The sequence below is a fragment of the Pseudomonas moorei genome (assembly GCF_008801475.1).
Taxonomy (GTDB): Bacteria; Pseudomonadota; Gammaproteobacteria; order Pseudomonadales; family Pseudomonadaceae; genus Aquipseudomonas; species Aquipseudomonas moorei.
In genome coordinates this window covers 1-16,626 of record NZ_VZPP01000002.1, presented here as the reverse complement: position 1 = coordinate 16,626, position 16,626 = coordinate 1, and the positions used below count along the sequence as shown (strand labels likewise).

Genomic DNA, 16,626 nt, shown 5'->3' with positions numbered 1-16,626 from the left:
GCCTTGGCGTCGCTGGTCGGTGGCGGTTCAGGGGTCGAGCGGTTATGTGTGCTCTAACTCACCTGCTTGGCCAATTGGATATCCATGTATTCGTAAGCGATCTGTTGCGCCTGCTCGGTGTCGAAAGCGTCTCCCGACAACGCGCCGCGCAACCACAACCCGTCAATGAGGGCTGCCAGGCCACGGGCGGCGCTGCGCGCTTGATCGAGCGGCAACACACGGCGGAACTGGCAGCACAGGTTGGAATACAGACGGTGATCGTTGATCCGCTGCAACCTGTGCAAAGACGGCTGGTGCATGCTGGTGGCCCAGAAGGCCAGCCAGGTTTTCATTGCCGGGCCATTGACCTGGCTGGCGTCGAAGTTGCCTTCGATGATCACCTGCAGATGTGCCCGGGGGCTGTCGTCTGCCAGCGCTTGGCGGCGCAGGGTGACGTTCTCGCTCAGGACGCTCATCAGATACCGCATCGTGGCGGCGATCAGGCCGTTCTTGTCCTGAAAGTAGTGACTGATGATGCCATTCGAGACACCGGCCAAACGGGCGATCAGCGCAATGCTGGCGTCCCCCATACCGACCTGATCGACAGCCTGCAAAGTGGCTTCGATCAACTGCTGGCGGCGGATGGGTTGCATACCGACCTTGGGCATCTTGCACATCTCCTTAGGCCTTCCGGCGGACGAAGAACGACCACCGGGCTGAGGCCAGTCTATTTTGTTTTGATTGAACGTTCAATCAACAAAGAATAAGATCTGCGACAATTCGTCGCTGCTTACAGATTTTTCCTACATGTAAATGGCGTCAAACCGACATCCGAAAACGCTCGAATCCTGTACGCGCTGGCGTCTGCAGGGCTTCGGGCTTTTTCGGCGTGTCTTTATATCACCCACCGGTCGGCTGCCCACTAACCGATTGGTCGGGTAACACACTGCCTTGCGTTCTTCTCTCGCACTGCCCGGAGCATCTGTGCCATGAGTTCTGCCTCGCTAATAAAGACCCCACCCGAGAAGGTGACGGTCAACGGTTGGGTGTTCTACACCTCTACCGCGTTGATTCTGTTGTTGACCGCCATTCTGATCATCGCCCCGCAAGAGGCCGGCAGAATGCTCGGTACGGCGCAGGCCTGGTTGTCCCGCAGCTTCGGCTGGTACTACATGGTGGTGATCGCCGCCTACCTGATTTTTGTCGTTGGCCTGGCGTTTTCGTCCTACGGCAAGCTCAAGCTCGGCAGCAAGGACGATACCCCGGACTTCAGCTACGGCGCCTGGGCGGGGATGCTGTTCTCGTCGGGCATCGGCATTTCGCTGTTGTACTTCGGCGCTTCCGAGCCGCTGGACCATTATTTCAACCCGCCGGAAGGCGTGGCGGGCAGCAACCTCGCCGCGCGTCAGGCGGTTCAGCTGACGTTCCTGCACTGGGGCCTGCACGGCTGGGCGATCTATGCGCTGGTCGGCCTGGCCGTGGCGTACTTTGCCTATCGGCATAACCAGCCACTGGCGTTGCGTTCGGCGTTGTATCCGCTGGTGGGCGAGCGATGGGTCAAGGGTGCGGCCGGTCATGCGGTGGACGGCTTTGGCATGTTCGTGACCCTGTTGGGTCTGGTGACCAACCTGGGGATTGGTTCGCTGCAAGTGTCGTCGGGCCTTGAAAACCTGTTCGGCATGGAACACAGCAACACCAACCTGCTGATCGTGATCATCGTGATGAGCACGGTGGCGACCATTGCTGCGGTGTCGGGCGTGGAAAACGGCATCCGTCGCCTGTCCAACCTGAACATCGTGCTGTTCAGCGGCCTGCTGATTTTCGTGCTGCTGTTCGGCCCGACCCTGCACTTGCTCAATGGTTTTGTGCAGAACGTCGGTGATTACCTGAACGGCGTGGTGCTGAAAACCTTCGACCTCTATGTGTACGAAGGCGACACAGAGAAGTCCGACCGCTGGCTGGGCCTGTGGACCCTGTTCTACTGGGCCTGGTGGATTTCCTGGGCACCATTCGTGGGCATGTTCGTCGCGCGTATCTCCCGTGGTCGCACGGTGCGTGAGATGGTGGCCGGCGTACTGCTGATTCCGTTGGGTTTCACCCTGGCGTGGCTGTCGATTTTCGGTAACTCGGCGCTGGACCTGGTGATGAACCACGGTGCGGTGGAGCTCGGCAAGACGGCGCTGGAACAGCCGTCCATGGCTATCTACCAGTTGCTGGAGCATTACCCGGCGTCGAAAGTCGTGATCGGCGTGTCGATCTTTGTCGGTTTCGTGTTGTTCCTGACCCCGGCGGACTCCGGCGCGGTGATGATGGCCAACCTTTCGTGCAAGGGCGGTAACGTCGACGAAGACGCCCCGCACTGGTTGCGGATCTTCTGGTCGGTGGTGATCACCCTGGTGACCATCGGTCTGCTGTTTGCCGGTAACTTCGAGGCCATGCAAACCATGGTGGTGCTGGCCGGCCTGCCGTTCTCGGTGGTGCTGGTGTTCTTCATGTTCGGCTTGCACAAGGCCATGCGCCAGGACGTGCAGATCGAACAGGAACAAGCCGAGCTGGCGGCGCGTGGTCGTCGTGGTTTCAGCGAGCGTTTGACGCAACTGGACCTGCAACCGAGCCAGTCTGTCGTGCAGCGTTTCATGGACAAGCATGTGAGCCCGGCGTTGCAGGATGCGACGGCGCAAATGCGTGCCCAGGGCCTGCAAGTGCAGACGCTGCTGGGCAAGTCCAAGCGTTGCATGGGCGTACGGGTGGAGATGGAAGAGGGCAACCCGTTTGTCTACGAAGTGAGCCTGGACGGCTACCTGGCCACGCCAACCGAGTCGGCTCAGTCCGATGAATCGCGTCAGCGTTACTACCGTGCCGAGGTGTACCTGCACAACGGCAGCCAGGACTACGACTTGATGGGCTTCACCCAGGATCAGATCACCCGTGACGTGCTCGACCAGTTTGAAAGCCATCGGCAGCTCCTTGGCCGGGTGTATAGCTAAGGCTTGAGGGATGCGGTGCGAGTAGCTGCACCGCAATCCCTGTGGGAGCGAGCTTGCTCGCGATGGCGGTGGGTCAGTCAACACTTAGGCTGAATGTTCCGCCCTCATCGCGAGCAAGCTCGCTCCCACAGGTTTTTCCACAGGTTCTATGCACCAACAAAAACGCCGCGATTCTCTCGCGGCGTTTTTGTGTCTGTTGCCTTACCCCAGGTTCTTGCCGAGCAGCGCGTGGTACAGCTCGCTGTCGCCGAGAATCCCGACCACATGGTTGTTGTCGTGCAGCACCAGTTTGTTGCCGGTCTGATAACGAATCTGCAGCGCATCGCGCATGCCGATGTTCGAATCCACCAGCGTTGGTCGACGACCCAACCCTTCAACCGCCTGACCCGGTACCCAGTTCTGCAGGTCCAGAACCGAGCCGTTCTGGCGTGCACCCTTGATGGTGTTGCCTTCGGCCAGGTCCAGCCAGGAGTCGCCGCCCGGATCGAGGCACACCGAACCGTTGATGCGCTTGCAGTTGTCCAGGGTGCGCATCAGGCTGCGACCGCACAGTACGTTCAGCGGGTTGGTGTGGGCCACGAAGGTCCGCACGTAGTCATCCGCCGGGTTCAGCACGATCTCTTCCGGCACGCTGTACTGGATGATCCGGCCGTCTTTCATGATCGCGATACGGCTACCGAGCTTCAGGGCTTCATCGAGGTCGTGGCTCACGAACACGATGGTTTTGCTCAGCTTGCGTTGCAGTTCCAGCAGTTCGTCCTGCAGGCCTTGGCGGATCAGCGGGTCGAGGGCCGAGAACGGTTCGTCCATCAGCAGAATGTCGGCGTCCATCGCCAGGGCGCGGGCCAGGCCCACGCGTTGTTGCATGCCACCGGACAGCTCGTTGGGTTTCTTGTTGCGCCACTGGGTCAGGCCCACCAGCTCAAGCTTTTCGTCCACCAGCTTGCGTCGTTCCTTCTCGGGACGACCCTGCATTTCGAGGCCGAAGCTGATGTTCTCGCGCACCGTCAGCCAAGGCATCAGGGCGAACTTCTGGAACACCATCGCGATGCGCTTGGTGCGCATCATTTTCAGTTCCGCCGGGGTACAGGACGCAATGTCGATCTGCTTGCCTTCATGCTCGACGAACAGCTTGCCGCGGCTGACGGTGTTGAGGCCGTTGATGCAGCGCAACAGACTGGACTTGCCGGAGCCGGACAGGCCCATCAGTACGCAGATTTCACCTTTTTCGATGTCCAGGCTGGCCTTTTCGACCCCCACGATCTGCCCGGTCTTTTTCAGGATCTCGTTGCGGGTCATGCCTTGATCCAGCAGCTTGAGTGCCTCGCGTGGATCCTTGGAGAAGATAACGTCGACGTTATCGAAGCGAATAATGCTCATGCGTCACCCCCTACTTTGGCTTCGGGTTGTTTGCAGATACGGTCGAGCATGATCGCCAGCAGTACGATCGCCAGGCCGGCTTCGAAGCCCAGGGCGATATCAGCGGTATTCAGTGCGTTGACCACCGGTTTGCCCAGGCCATCGGCGCCCACCAGTGCCGCGATCACCACCATCGACAACGACAGCATGATGCACTGGGTGATACCGGCCGCGATGCTTGGCATGGCGTGGGGCAGTTCGATTCGCGAGAGCAGTTGACGTCGCGAGCAGCCAAAGGCCTTGCCGGCGTCCATCAATTCTTCCGGAACATCGCGGATACCCAGGTAGGTCAGGCGGATGGGCGCGGCAATCGCGAACACCACCGTCGAAATCAGACCCGGGACCACACCCAGACCGAAGAGGGTCAGGGTAGGAATGAGGTACACGAAGGTCGGTACGGTCTGCATCAGATCGAGTACCGGACGCATCAGCGTGTAGAACATCGGTTTGTGCGCGGCGACGATACCCAGGGGGACGCCGATGACCACGCAGACCAGGGTGGCGAACATCACCTGGGCGAGGGTTTCCATGGTTTCCTGCCAGTACCCCAGATTGAGGATCAGCAGAAAGGAGGCAATGACGAATACGGTCAGGCCCCATTTGCGCTGGATGAAGTGTGCTAGTAGTGCAATCAGGCCGATCAATGCCAGCGGGTTGAACCAGGTCAGCGCAAATGTCACGCCGTGGATCATCGTTTCCAGTGTCACGGCGATTGCGTCGAAGGTGCTGGCGCCGTGTTTCGTCAGCCATTCAACGAAGCCCGCGATGTACTGGCCTAAGGGGATTTTCTGATCAATCAGCATGGTAGTGAACGTCCGCATGCAAGGAAATAAACAGCCCGGGCGGGCTAGCCCGCCCGGCGTAAGCGATTACTGCGCGAGCTTGGCTTTCACGGCCTCCAGGCCTGGTTTACCGTCAATGGTGGTCACGCCAGCGAGCCAGGTATCGAGCACCTGTGGATTCTTTTTCAGCCAGGCCTTGGCGGCCGCTTCAGGCTTCATCTTGTCGTCCAGGATGTTGCCCATGAGGGTGCTTTCCATGTCGACAGTGAACTCCAGATTCTTCAGCAACTGACCCACGTTGCTGCATTCCTGGGTGTACCCCTTGCGGGTATTGGTCAGGACGGTTGCTGCACCGAAATCCGGGCCGAAATAATCGTCGCCGCCGGTGAGGTATTGGATTTTGAAACGCTTGTTCATCGGGTGAGGAGCCCAGCCGAGGAACACCACGGCGGTGTCGCGTTTCTGCGCGCGGTCGACCTGCGAGAGCATGCCGGCTTCACTGGATTCGACCACTTTGAAACCGGCGTCTTTGAGGCCGAAGGCGTTCTTGTCGATCATACTCTGGATCAGACGGTTACCGTCATTACCCGGCTCGATCCCGTAAATCTTGCCGTCGAGCTCTTTCTTGAACTTGGCGATGTCGGCGAAGTCATGCAGGCCTTTGTCATACAGGGCCTGTGGTACCGCCAGGGTGTATTTGGCGCCTTTGAGGTTGGTGCGCACGGTATCCACGGTGCCGGCATCGCGGTAGGCCTTGATGTCGTTTTCCATGGTCGGCATCCAGTTCCCCAGGAAAACATCCATGTTCTTGCCGTCGGCCAGGGACTTGTAGGTCACCGGCACGGAAATCATTGTGGTCTTGGTCTTGTAGCCCAAGGCATCGAGTACGACGCTGGTGGTGGCGGTTGTTGCGGTGATATCGGTCCAACCGACATCGGAGAAGTTTACGGTACTGCATTGTGCCGGCTCGGCGGCTTGCGCCAGGAGCGGCAGACTAAGCATGGCGGCCAACAACAACGACGGGGAACCTTTCATGGATGGACTCCTTGGTGTTTTTTTTGGCAGTGTTCCGACTGGGACCACCGCACTTATGGGTTGCGGTTGGATGGCGTTTTGGAGACAGCTCTACCACGGCGCCTTGCAATCGAGTCGATACGATCATGTACCAGTGAAAATCTGACGCCTACAGGGTGCGTCGTAACCAGTACAGGGAGGGTCGCATCCAGTGTCAGTGACGTCGCTTACAGCTTTTTTCAGCCCGATTTCCCCCTGCGTGTCGCAAAAAAACGGCGAAAACACGACGTAAAAGACACGCGGCGTTCGTGAGCATGAGTGCGTCGGTGTGAGACGTCGAACGACAAATTAAAAGCCTGATGATGCGGCCATCCCGACGGATTGCAGCTTGAGCGTAGCAGCTCCGTCACCGGGCGCTTTTGCGCCTGGAGTTGGCACATCCAGGAGTCCGGCAGTAATGGCTATCAGTGTTTTCGACCTGTTCAAAATCGGCATCGGCCCTTCCAGTTCGCATACCGTGGGCCCTATGCGGGCAGCGGCGCTGTTCGTGCAAGGTTTGCGTGAGCGCGGATTGCTGGAGCAAGTGCGGCGCGTCGAAGTTCAGCTTTTCGGTTCGTTGTCGGCCACAGGCATCGGCCACGGCAGCGACAATGCGGTGATCATGGGGCTGATGGGCGAATGGCCGGATGCGATCGATCCGTCGCAAATCGGCATTCGCATCGCCACCCTGCGTGAAACCCACACGCTGTTGCTCGACGGTCGCCTGTCGGTGCCTTTTATCTGGGACCGGGACATGCGCCTGATCGACGAGAACCTGCCGTTCCATCCCAACGCCATGACCCTGATTGTCGAAGACGATCATGGCGAGCTGCATCGCGACACCTACTATTCGGTCGGCGGTGGCTTTGTCGTCGATGAGGCCCAGGCATCCAGCGGTGTCGTCGACCTCGACAGCACCGTATTGCCTTACGACTTCTCCAGCGCCGCCGAGCTGTTGGAACTGTGCAAAAAGCACGACCTGCGCGTGGCTGAATTAATGATGGCCAACGAGAAGGTCTGGCGCAGTGAAGAAGAGATTCGCAGCGGTTTGATGAAGCTCTGGCGTGCCATGCAGGATTGCGTGGATCACGGCCTCAAGCACGAAGGCATCCTGCCTGGTGGCCTGAATGTGCGCCGGCGCGCGGCCAAGCTGCATCGCAGCTTGCAGGAATTGAACAAACCCAACGTGATCGGCTCGACGCTCAGTGCCATGGAGTGGGTCAACCTGTTCGCCCTGGCGGTCAACGAAGAAAACGCGGCCGGCGGGCGCATGGTCACGGCGCCGACCAATGGCGCGGCGGGGATCATTCCGGCGGTGTTGCACTACTTTATGAAGTTCAGCGAAGACGTGACCGACGCCAATGTCGTCGACTACTTCCTTGGGGCCGCTGCGGTCGGGATTCTGTGCAAGAAGAACGCTTCGATATCCGGTGCCGAAGTCGGTTGCCAGGGGGAGGTCGGTTCGGCCTGTGCCATGGCGGCGGCCGGGTTGGCGGAAATCCTCGGCGCCACGCCGGAGCAACTGTGCAACGCAGCGGAAATCGGCCTGGAACATAACCTTGGCTTGACCTGTGACCCGGTAGGCGGGCTGGTGCAGGTGCCGTGCATCGAGCGCAACGCGATTGCCGCGGTGAAAGCGATCAACGCGGCACAGATGGCCTTGCGCGGCGATGGTCAGCATTTCATCTCGCTGGATCGGGTGATCCGCACCATGCGCGATACCGGTGCCGACATGCATGACAAATATAAGGAAACATCGCGGGGCGGGTTGGCGGTCAGCGCTGTAGAGTGCTGAGACCGTGTCGAGCCCAATCGCTGGCAAGCCAGCTCCCACAGGTTCTTCGGTGTGTCTGATATCTGGCTCACACCACAAATCAGTATGGGAGCTGGCTTGCCAGCGATAGCGCCAGATCAGTCAAAACTGCGCGCTAAATGAACACCCGATCGAAAACGCGCCACCTTTTGGCGCGTCGCAAACAGGTAAATCATGACCTCAGGGTCAGGGATCGCCAGGGACCCTGACCGCCTGTCACCTGTGCCTGCGGTGACACTCTTCCCCGTATCGTTTCAGCCCTGTTCCCACAAGTGCTACCGATTTGCTCACACGCAACGGGGCAGCGCACTTGTCCGGCCCGATGGCCTCTTAATCCCTACTCGCCGCGCGTCATATGCAGACACATTCCGACGTCGTTTTTAGGAGTTATTGAACGCGCATTCAAATTTAGGCATGGCATTTGCTCTGTCATTACAAAGCCCGTCTCCCACGCGAGAACGATGGCAATAACAAGAGCCTCCGCCTGAGGCCATCACCCGCTTTGTGTGAGGAGATACCGCGATGACGTCGTTCAACTCCGGGGCCCAACCCCAGAACCGTGCGCCTCAATCCATCGGCTTTCTGCTGCTGGACAATTTCACGCTGATTTCCCTGGCTTCCGCAGTGGAGCCTCTGCGAATGGCCAACCAATTGTCCGGTCGCGAGCTGTATCGCTGGACCACTCTCACCGTCGATGGCGGTCAGGTCTGGGCCAGTGACGGTCTGCAGATCACTCCCGACGCCTCCATGCACAAAGCCCCGCCAATGGACACCGTGATCGTCTGCGGCGGCATCGGTATTCAACGCACTGTTACCCGCGAACACGTGTCATGGCTGCAGAGCCAGGCGCGTCAGTCCCGTCGCCTCGGTGCGGTCTGCACCGGCAGCTGGGCACTGGCGTGCGCCGGCTTGCTGGACGGTTTCGACTGCAGCGTGCACTGGGAATGCCTGGCCGCGATGCAGGAAGCTTTCCCGCGTGTGGCCATGAGTACGCGTCTGTTCACCCTCGACCGTAACCGCTTCACCAGCTCCGGTGGCACCGCGCCGCTGGACATGATGCTGCACCTGATCAGCCGCGATCACGGTCGCGAACTGTCGGCTGCGATTTCGGAGATGTTCGTCTACGAACGCATCCGCAACGAACAGGATCACCAGCGCGTGCCGCTCAAGCACATGCTCGGCACCAACCAGCCGAAATTGCAGGAAATCGTCGCGTTGATGGAGGCCAACCTCGAAGAGCCGATCGACCTGGACGAACTGGCGGTGTATGTCGCCGTGTCCCGTCGTCAACTGGAGCGGCTGTTCCAGAAGTACCTGCACTGCTCGCCGTCGCGTTACTACCTGAAACTGCGCCTGATCCGTGCACGGCAGCTGCTCAAGCAAACGCCGATGTCGATCATCGAAGTGGCGTCGGTCTGTGGCTTCGTGTCCACGCCGCACTTCTCCAAGTGCTACCGCGAATACTTCGGCATTCCGCCGCGTGACGAGCGCGTAGGCTCCAATACCACCCAGCAAGTGGCGATGATGCCGCTGCCGCAAGCGCTGGTGCTGTCGCCGTTGTCCGGGCCGTTGTCGGCGCTGAGTCAGGCGCGCAACGAGTCGACGTTTGCCAGCGTAAGGCTCTAAACCACTGTGGCGAGGGAGCTTGCTCCCGCTGGGCTGCGAAGCGGCCCCCTGGATCGGCGGATGCGGTTTTCAGAATAATCGCATTCGCCGGTTTTGCGACCGCTTCGCGCTCGAGCGGGAGCAAGCTCCCTCGCCACAGAGTATTTGCAGGTCGCCTATCGGGCGCGATGGCTCTGCTGATACTCCGCCAACGCCGGCAGCAATTGCCTGTCGATGGCCTGACGCACGGCCGGCAGGATGGTCGCGCCGCTGGTGTACATCTGCTTGACCATCGTGCGCAGCACGATCGCCCGCTCGTTGTTCAAACCTCGTACCGCACATTCGCAAGCCTGGTCGGCGGTCGCGCCATTGGGCGCTTGGAAGCCCAATGCCTTGAGCTGACCCAACAGGTCTTCCTGGTCAATCAAATCGGCGTGCATCATGACGCAAATCCTTCTTCTGGGAACGGTGTCGTGGCTCGATTCTGGTAGGGGTGCAGGGTGGCGGCAAGGGCGATTTGTCGCGATGGCCGCAATGGCTATGAACAGGTCGTTTTCGGCTAACTTGCCGGTCAAGGGAGTCGGCAAACTGGAATCAGCTGGCTTCACGAAGGTTTGGTCACCCTCGCGCGCAGCTCCTCAACAGTACCTTCTGCCTCGATCTTGTCACGGCTTGATCGGGGTTTTTTTTGGTCCATGAATCCTGGTTCTTGTGTTGCTTGTGCGGACGCCATCGCGAGCAGGCTCGCTCCCACAGAGGATCGCGTACCCCATGTGGGAGCGAGCCTGCTCGCGATGAACGATGACGCGGTTTAACGCTGTAACACGAGGATGCGCGACAGCAACTCATCGCGGTCCACATAGCAACCTTGGAAATGCCGGGCGCCGGTGGCGGGGTCGAAGGCATTGCGGGCGTGCAGGGTGCGGCGGTTGTCGAAGCACCAGAGTTCGCCGGGATTGAGCCTTTGCATCAAGCGGAACCGGGGTTCGCGCGTCATCGCAATAAAGCGCCGATAGGCCCGATACAGCCGGGGCATTTGTTCCACCGAGGCATCGAACGGGCCGCGCAAAAAGTTGGCCATGCGGATTTCCGACACCTGCCCGCAAGCGTTCAGGGCGATGATCGGCGCGAGGCAGCGGTAGTCGCTGTGGCGGTCCTTGTTGCGAAATTCCACCGGGATTTCGCAGAGGCTTTGAAAGGCTTGCGGATCTTCCTCGCGTAACGCCTCGGCGATGGCAAAGCCGTCGACAAAAATGCTCTCGCCCCCCTCGGCGTCGTTGACCAGGCAATGCAGGAACTGCAGCCCCGGTTGCAGCTCTCGGGTCGGCAAATCACTGTGCAGCGGCAGGTTGAAAGCGGTGTAGGCGTTGCTGTCGGCATCGGCCTTGGATTGCACGTTGAACAGCACACCGAAATTGCTTTCGCGGATGAACGAAATACGCTGCGCGATCAACTTCAATGAGCCGGGTTCGGTGGGCACGCCACGGACCTGGGTCAGGCCGACATCGCGCACTGCCAGCAGCCATTGCAACAAGGCCTGGTTGTCTTGCATCAGCGCCTCATAGTCGAACACAGGCAGTTGCAGATCGCTGTGCCAGAGCCTGGCTTTCGGTTTGCCGGCCTGACGCTCGGCACGGGATTCGTCGTCATACGCGTGGGCGCGCAGCCAGCCAGGGTCGAAGCGACTGAGGTGGCCATCTTGCCACTGCACGCACAGGCAGCCTTCGGCATCGACGCCGGCCTCTGCGGGTACCAGCTGTTCCGGGACGTCGACAATCTCCAGTACTTGCTCACGGGTGACGGTGTAGACGCATTGCGGGCAGGGGCAGTTGTCCCGTAGCCATTGATGATGAAACGGGCTGAGGCGGTTGTCGGCCCACTTCACCAGAACATGATCGGCCATGACCTGCACGCCCTTCAGCGCGCTGATCAACGGATAAGTACGGAAGTCGGCGAAAGCGGCGGCGGTGTTCATGGCGATCTCCTTGTTATTTTTTTGGGGGTAACGCGATCACTCGGCCAATGTACTCGGGGGTGGGCAGGTCGGTTTGTTCGGCGACGATGGCTTGCAGGCGACCCAGGGTGTCTTCGCTGAACGGCGCGGAACGCGGCCCGGCGAGGTCGACGTGCAGCAGCATTTGCTCGTTGCCCGCCAGTTCCTTGTCGTCACCCACAATATGCAGGCTGTGATAGAGGTGCAGGCGTTTGCTGTCGTGGCCGATGATCTGCGTGTGCACTTCGACCTCGGCGTCGAGCTTCACTTCGTGCAGGTAGTTGAGGTGCAGCTCCAGGGTAAACAACGAGTTGCCGCTGGCTTCGCGGCTGTTGCTGTCGAGCCCCAGGCGATCCATCAGCGCATCGGTAGCGTAGCTGAAGATAAGCAGGTAGAAGGCGTCGCGCAGGTGGCCGTTGTAGTCGACCCAGTCGGGGATGATTCTGGTTTGGTAGGTGGTGAGGGTGGGCATGATTCCGGTTCCAATGTTGGTGGTGACTGGACCGCCGCTTTCGCGAGCAGGCTCGCTCCCACAAGGACAGCGCAAACCTGTGGGAGCGAGCCTGCTCGCGAAGGGGCCAGACCTGCGGGGCTCATTATTCGGCAAATGCCATCCCATGCTTCTCTTTGGTGGTCTTCACCGCCTCCAGCACCGCCAGCAGGCAGTCATCGCGATAGCGCTCCAGCGCCGAAATGCTGTGTTTGCCCAATTGCTCGCTGGTGCCATCGACCACGTCATCGATCAGCTTGTCGGTCAGCTCCGGCGCTGGCAGGTAGGTCCATGGCAACTGCAACGCCGGGCCGAACTGTGCCATGAAGTGGCGCATGCCGGCATCGCCGCCGGCCAGGGTGTAGGTCAGGAAGGTGCCCATGAACGACCAGCGCAGGCCCGCGCCGAAACGGATCGCGTCGTCGATTTCGCCGGTGGTTGCGACGCCGTCGTTGACCAGGTGCAGCGCCTCGCGCCACAGCGCTTCGAGCAAGCGGTCAGCGATGAAGCCCGGCACTTCCTTGCGTACGTGCAACGGGCGCATGCCGAGGGATTCATAGACTTTCATCGCCGCTTGCACCGCTTCAGGCGCGGTGTTTTTGCCGCCGACCACTTCGACCAATGGCAGCAGGTAAACCGGGTTGAACGGATGGCCGACCACGCAGCGTTCCGGGTGCGTGGCGCTCTCGTAGAACTCGCTCGGCAACAGGCCGGAGGTGCTGGAGCCGATCAATGCGTCGGGCTTGGCCGCGGCGCTGATTTTGCTGTGCAGTTCCAGTTTCAGTTCCAGGCGTTCCGGGGCGCTTTCCTGGATGAAATCGGCGTCGCGAACGCATTCCTCGATGGTCGCGACAAAGCGCAGACGATCCTGTGAGGCGCCAGGGGCCAGGCCTTGTTTTTCCAGCGCGCCCCAGGCGTTGGCAACGCGTTTGCGCAGGGCTGCCTCGGCGCCGGGCGCCGGGTCCCAGGCGACAACGTCGAGACCGTGGGCGAGGGCGCGGGACACCCAACCGCTGCCGATGACACCGCTGCCCAGGGCGGCGAAAGTTTTGATATCGGTGATAAAGCTCATGGCAACTTCCTGAATAGTTCGGTGATCCTTGTAGGAGTGAGCCTGCTCGCGATGGTATTCCAGGCGCTGAGTGGCGTCGGCTGTACCTTTTTCGCGAGCAAGCTCGCTCCTACAGGGGAAAAAGAGGGGTTATCCGCGCTGGGTCAGGCCCATTTTCTTGCGGCCTTCAGCCGGGGTGAGCACGCGGGCACCGAGGCGGCTGAGGATTTCCGTAGCGCGTTCGACCAGTTGGCCGTTGGTCGCCAGCACGCCCTTGTCCAGCCACAGGTTGTCTTCCAGACCGACTCGCACGTTGCCGCCGAGCAGCACCGCTTGAGCGGCCATCGGCATTTGCATGCGACCGATGCCGAAACCGGCCCACACCGCATCGGCCGGCAGGTTGTCGACCATGGCCTTCATGGTGGTGGTGTCAGCCGGCGCGCCCCATGGGATGCCCAGGCAGAGCTGGAACAGCGGGTTGTCGAGCAGGCCTTCCTTGATCATTTGTTTGGCGAACCACAAGTGACCGGTGTCGAAAATTTCCAGCTCGGCCTTCACGCCCAGCTCTTGAATGCGTTTGGCGCCAGCGCGCAGTTGCGCGGGGGTGGAGACGTAAATGGTGTCGCCGTCGCCGAAATTCAGGGTGCCGCAATCGAGGGTGCAGATTTCCGGCAGCAGTTCTTCTACGTGAGCCAGACGGGTCAGCGGGCCGACCAGGTCGGTGTTCGGGCCGAACTCCATCGGGTTCTCGCCAGCGCCGATTTCCAGGTCGCCGCCCATGCCGGCGGTCAGGTTGACGATGATGTCGACGTCGGCTTCGCGAATGCGCTCCATCACCTCGCGGTACAGCGCCACATCACGGCTGAACTTGCCGGTTTCAGGGTCGCGAACGTGGCAGTGAACCACGGTGGCGCCGGCCTTGGCGGCTTCCACGGCGGCAGCGGCGATTTGTTTCGGGGTGACCGGCACATGTGGGCTCTTGGCGGTCGTGTCGCCAGCACCGGTGAGTGCGCAGGTGATGATGACGTCGTGGTTCATGAGGTGGTTCCTTGCAGGCGTGATTGGTCTGTCCGCAGCCCTTTCGGGCTGCGAATCGGTGGTTCGATTCAGGTCGTGTTACGGGTGAGTCATTTGCTGGTCAGTTGAAGATTCTGAGCAGCCGGTTTGCCATCGAAGGTGGTGACGCCTTCAAGCCAGCGTTGCTTGTCTTGCGGGTGATCCTTGAGCCATTGCTTGGCGGATTCCAAGGCGTCCTTATGATCGAGCAGCGGCTGCATCATGCGGCTCTCGTCTTCGGCGGTGAATTTCAGATTGGTCAGCAGGCGACCAATGTTTGGGCACTGCTCGGCATATTTTGGCGCGGTGACGGTCCAGACGGTGGCCTTGCCTTCGTTCGGGCCGAGGGCGTCGTCGCTGCCGGTCAGGTAGGTCATCTTGACGTTGACGTTCATCGGGTGCGGCGCCCAACCGAAGAAGACCACGGCTTCATTGCGACGCACGGCGCGATCCACCGCGGCGAGCATGCCGGCTTCGCTGGACTCGACCAACTGGAACTTGCCGAGGCCGAACTGGTTCTTGGCGATCATCGCCTTGATCTGGGTGTTGGCGCCCGAGCCTGGCTCGATGCCGTAGATTTTGCCGCCCAGTTCTTTTTCGAACTTGGCGATGTCGGCGAAGGTTTTCAGGCCCTTGTCAGCGAGGTAGGTGGGCACGGCCAGGGTGGCGCGTGCGTCTTCCAGGCTGGGTGCCTCAAGTACCTTGACCTGGTTGGCCTGGACGAACGGGGTGATGGTCTGGGTCATCAGCGGGTTCCAGTAACCCAGGAACAGGTCGAGGCGCTGATCACGGATCCCGGCAAAAATGATTTGCTGGGAGGCGCTGGTTTGTTTGGTGTTGTAGCCGAGGCCATCGAGCAATACCTGGGTCATGGCGCTGGTGGCGATCACGTCGGTCCAGTTCACCACACCCATGCGCACGTTCTGGCATGCGGCGGGTTCGGCGGCCATGACACTGGCGCTCAGCAAAGCGGTACCGCTGAGTGCAAGAACACAGCTGCTGATCAGTCGTTTCATCTCAGGTTTCCTCGGCAGTTCGTTATTGTGAGTTCCGGCGTCTGACGCGCCGGTGATGCCAAGTTACGCACCCAGGGCGCCATGAAAGCGCACTGCGGCGACCAGCTCTTGCACTGCAGCGACCTGTGCTCTTGAATGCCGCTGGTAAGTGGCGTATCAACATCAACACGCTGTCCGCCCTCTCGTTTCCGCCAACCGAGTGCGCTCCATGTCCCAGGATTTCTATTTCTTGTTGATGCCGGGCTTCTCGGCCATTGGATTTATCTCGGCCATCGAGCCATTGCGGGTCGCCAATCGCTTTCGCGGCGAGTTGTATCGGTGGCATGTATTGAGCGCCGATGGCGGGGCAGTGCTGGCCAGCAACGGCATGTCGGTCAACGCCGATGCGGCGCTGGAGCCGCTGAAAAAAGGCGCGACCCTGTTAGTGGTCGCCGGTTTCGAACCGCTGAAGTTCGCGACCCCGACGCTGGAGCATTGGCTGCGACGGCTGGACAACGAAGGCGTGACCCTCGGCGCCATCGACACCGGCAGTTTCATCCTCGCGCAAGCGGGCCTGCTCGACGGCCATCGCCTGACCCTGCACTGGGAAGCCATCGACGCCTTCAAGGAATCCTATCCGCAGCTCAGCGTCACCCAGGAGCTGTTCGAGATCGACCGACGGCGCATCACGTCGGCGGGCGGCACGGCCTCCATCGATCTGATGCTCGACCTGATCGCTCAGGCCCACGGCCCGGAGCTGGCGATTCAGGTCAGCGAACAGTTCGTGCTCGGCCGCATCCGCCCGCGCAAAGACCACCAGCGTATGGAGGTCGCCACCCGATATGGCATCAGTAACAAGAAACTGGTGCACGTGATCGGCGAAATGGAACAGCACAGCGAACCGCCGCTGAGCACGCTGGAACTGGCGGAATCGATCAAAGTCACCCGGCGTCAGCTCGAACGGCTGTTTCGCCTGCACCTGAACGACACACCGAGCAATTTCTATCTGCGCTTGAGGCTGGAGAAGGCCCGGCAATTGCTGCGCCAGACCGACATGAGCGTGCTGGAAGTGAGCATTGCCTGCGGGTTTGAGTCGCCGTCGTATTTCACCCGTAGTTATCGGGCGAAGTATGAGCGCTGTCCGCGGGAGGACCGGCGTACTGCCAAAGCGTGATTCTGAAAACACCGAAAAAACTGTGGGAGCGGGCTTGCCCGCGATGAGGCCGGCACATTCAACATTGATGCTGACTGATACGCTGCCATCGCGGGCAAGCCCGCTCCCACATCTATGGATATCCCCATTTCTGCAATACTGTTTTCGATGCGTGCTTGGCTTGCTTTCATCTATCCGGCGTCTGGGTGGCGACCCTGCGCCTCGATGAGAATCGCGCCCGACGGCCCTT

14 protein-coding genes are annotated in these 16,626 nt (G+C 60.4%); 4 read left to right on the top strand and 10 right to left on the bottom strand.

Annotated features, from left to right (window positions below):
* Positions 1 to 53: 53 nt before the first annotated feature.
* Positions 54 to 647 carry a transcriptional regulator BetI gene (betI, locus tag F7R06_RS03000; RefSeq protein ID WP_090325896.1) on the bottom strand — a complete coding sequence of 198 codons (594 nt, stop codon included), beginning with the start codon at positions 645 to 647 and terminating at the stop codon, positions 54 to 56.
* A gap of 378 nt (positions 648 to 1,025) precedes the next feature.
* Here betI and F7R06_RS02995 point away from each other — a divergent pair, with 378 nt between their 5' ends.
* Complete coding sequence (locus tag F7R06_RS02995; RefSeq protein ID WP_245706755.1) at positions 1,026 to 2,966, top strand: BCCT family transporter; 1,941 nt, start codon at positions 1,026 to 1,028, stop codon at positions 2,964 to 2,966.
* 201 nt (positions 2,967 to 3,167) lie between these two features.
* Here the strand turns inward: F7R06_RS02995 and choV are convergent, their stop codons facing one another.
* From choV to F7R06_RS02975, 3 genes are all read right to left on the bottom strand, one after another.
* The gene (gene choV / locus F7R06_RS02985) at positions 3,168 to 4,346 is read right to left on the bottom strand and encodes a choline ABC transporter ATP-binding protein (protein ID WP_090325891.1); all 1,179 of its coding nucleotides are present in this window, start codon (positions 4,344 to 4,346) and stop codon (positions 3,168 to 3,170) included.
* The gene (gene choW / locus F7R06_RS02980) at positions 4,343 to 5,188 is read right to left on the bottom strand and encodes a choline ABC transporter permease subunit (protein WP_090325888.1); all 846 of its coding nucleotides are present in this window, start codon (positions 5,186 to 5,188) and stop codon (positions 4,343 to 4,345) included. The genes choV and choW overlap by 4 nt, the downstream gene beginning before the upstream one ends.
* A gap of 66 nt (positions 5,189 to 5,254) precedes the next feature.
* On the bottom strand, positions 5,255 to 6,202 hold the full coding sequence (locus F7R06_RS02975; RefSeq protein WP_090325885.1) for a choline ABC transporter substrate-binding protein: 948 nt from the start codon (positions 6,200 to 6,202) through the stop codon (positions 5,255 to 5,257).
* A 436-nt stretch (positions 6,203 to 6,638) separates the two neighbouring features.
* On the opposite strand from F7R06_RS02975, the gene F7R06_RS02970 reads away from it, so the two are divergent.
* On the top strand, positions 6,639 to 8,015 hold the full coding sequence (locus tag F7R06_RS02970) for an L-serine ammonia-lyase (protein ID WP_090325883.1): 1,377 nt from the start codon (positions 6,639 to 6,641) through the stop codon (positions 8,013 to 8,015).
* A gap of 540 nt (positions 8,016 to 8,555) precedes the next feature.
* Positions 8,556 to 9,659 carry a choline metabolism transcriptional regulator GbdR gene (gene gbdR / locus F7R06_RS02965; RefSeq protein WP_090325880.1) on the top strand — a complete coding sequence of 368 codons (1,104 nt, stop codon included), beginning with the start codon at positions 8,556 to 8,558 and terminating at the stop codon, positions 9,657 to 9,659.
* Positions 9,660 to 9,814: 155 nt separating this feature from the next.
* On the opposite strand, the gene F7R06_RS02955 is transcribed toward gbdR, so the two are convergent.
* From F7R06_RS02955 to F7R06_RS02925, 6 genes are all read right to left on the bottom strand, one after another.
* Positions 9,815 to 10,081, bottom strand: coding sequence for a hypothetical protein (locus F7R06_RS02955; RefSeq protein ID WP_090327589.1), 267 nt, complete (start codon positions 10,079 to 10,081; stop codon positions 9,815 to 9,817).
* Positions 10,082 to 10,449: 368 nt separating this feature from the next.
* Positions 10,450 to 11,613, bottom strand: a complete 1,164-nt coding sequence (locus F7R06_RS02945) for a gamma-butyrobetaine dioxygenase (protein WP_090325876.1) — start codon at positions 11,611 to 11,613, stop codon at positions 10,450 to 10,452.
* A 13-nt stretch (positions 11,614 to 11,626) separates the two neighbouring features.
* On the bottom strand, positions 11,627 to 12,103 hold the full coding sequence (locus F7R06_RS02940; protein WP_090325874.1) for a thioesterase family protein: 477 nt from the start codon (positions 12,101 to 12,103) through the stop codon (positions 11,627 to 11,629).
* A gap of 124 nt (positions 12,104 to 12,227) precedes the next feature.
* Positions 12,228 to 13,193 (bottom strand): L-carnitine dehydrogenase, encoded by a 966-nt coding sequence (locus tag F7R06_RS02935; RefSeq protein ID WP_090325871.1) that lies wholly within the window; start codon positions 13,191 to 13,193, stop codon positions 12,228 to 12,230.
* A gap of 129 nt (positions 13,194 to 13,322) precedes the next feature.
* Positions 13,323 to 14,210: a 3-dehydrocarnitine:acetyl-CoA trimethylamine transferase CdhC gene (gene cdhC / locus F7R06_RS02930; protein ID WP_090325869.1), complete on the bottom strand. Its 888-nt coding sequence runs from the start codon at positions 14,208 to 14,210 to the stop codon at positions 13,323 to 13,325.
* 89 nt (positions 14,211 to 14,299) lie between these two features.
* Positions 14,300 to 15,244, bottom strand: a complete 945-nt coding sequence (locus F7R06_RS02925; protein ID WP_090325866.1) for a choline ABC transporter substrate-binding protein — start codon at positions 15,242 to 15,244, stop codon at positions 14,300 to 14,302.
* A gap of 208 nt (positions 15,245 to 15,452) precedes the next feature.
* Here F7R06_RS02925 and F7R06_RS02920 point away from each other — a divergent pair, with 208 nt between their 5' ends.
* Entirely contained in the window at positions 15,453 to 16,397 is a 945-nt protein-coding gene (locus F7R06_RS02920; protein WP_090325863.1) for a GlxA family transcriptional regulator, read from the top strand.
* Positions 16,398 to 16,626: the final 229 nt, after the last annotated feature.

What these genes read in the sequence shown, in the direction of transcription:
- betI (WP_090325896.1), bottom strand. Translation starts at nt 647, where the DNA reads ATGCCCAAGGTCGGTATGCAACCCATCCGCCGCCAGCAGTTGATCGAA.
- choV (WP_090325891.1), bottom strand. Translation starts at nt 4,346, where the DNA reads ATGAGCATTATTCGCTTCGATAACGTCGACGTTATCTTCTCCAAGGAT.
- choW (WP_090325888.1), bottom strand. Translation starts at nt 5,188, where the DNA reads ATGCTGATTGATCAGAAAATCCCCTTAGGCCAGTACATCGCGGGCTTC.
- F7R06_RS02975 (WP_090325885.1), bottom strand. Translation starts at nt 6,202, where the DNA reads ATGAAAGGTTCCCCGTCGTTGTTGTTGGCCGCCATGCTTAGTCTGCCG.
- F7R06_RS02970 (WP_090325883.1), top strand. Translation starts at nt 6,639, where the DNA reads ATGGCTATCAGTGTTTTCGACCTGTTCAAAATCGGCATCGGCCCTTCC.
- gbdR (WP_090325880.1), top strand. Translation starts at nt 8,556, where the DNA reads ATGACGTCGTTCAACTCCGGGGCCCAACCCCAGAACCGTGCGCCTCAA.
- F7R06_RS02955 (WP_090327589.1), bottom strand. Translation starts at nt 10,081, where the DNA reads ATGATGCACGCCGATTTGATTGACCAGGAAGACCTGTTGGGTCAGCTC.
- F7R06_RS02945 (WP_090325876.1), bottom strand. Translation starts at nt 11,613, where the DNA reads ATGAACACCGCCGCCGCTTTCGCCGACTTCCGTACTTATCCGTTGATC.
- F7R06_RS02940 (WP_090325874.1), bottom strand. Translation starts at nt 12,103, where the DNA reads ATGCCCACCCTCACCACCTACCAAACCAGAATCATCCCCGACTGGGTC.
- F7R06_RS02935 (WP_090325871.1), bottom strand. Translation starts at nt 13,193, where the DNA reads ATGAGCTTTATCACCGATATCAAAACTTTCGCCGCCCTGGGCAGCGGT.
- cdhC (WP_090325869.1), bottom strand. Translation starts at nt 14,210, where the DNA reads ATGAACCACGACGTCATCATCACCTGCGCACTCACCGGTGCTGGCGAC.
- F7R06_RS02925 (WP_090325866.1), bottom strand. Translation starts at nt 15,244, where the DNA reads ATGAAACGACTGATCAGCAGCTGTGTTCTTGCACTCAGCGGTACCGCT.
- F7R06_RS02920 (WP_090325863.1), top strand. Translation starts at nt 15,453, where the DNA reads ATGTCCCAGGATTTCTATTTCTTGTTGATGCCGGGCTTCTCGGCCATT.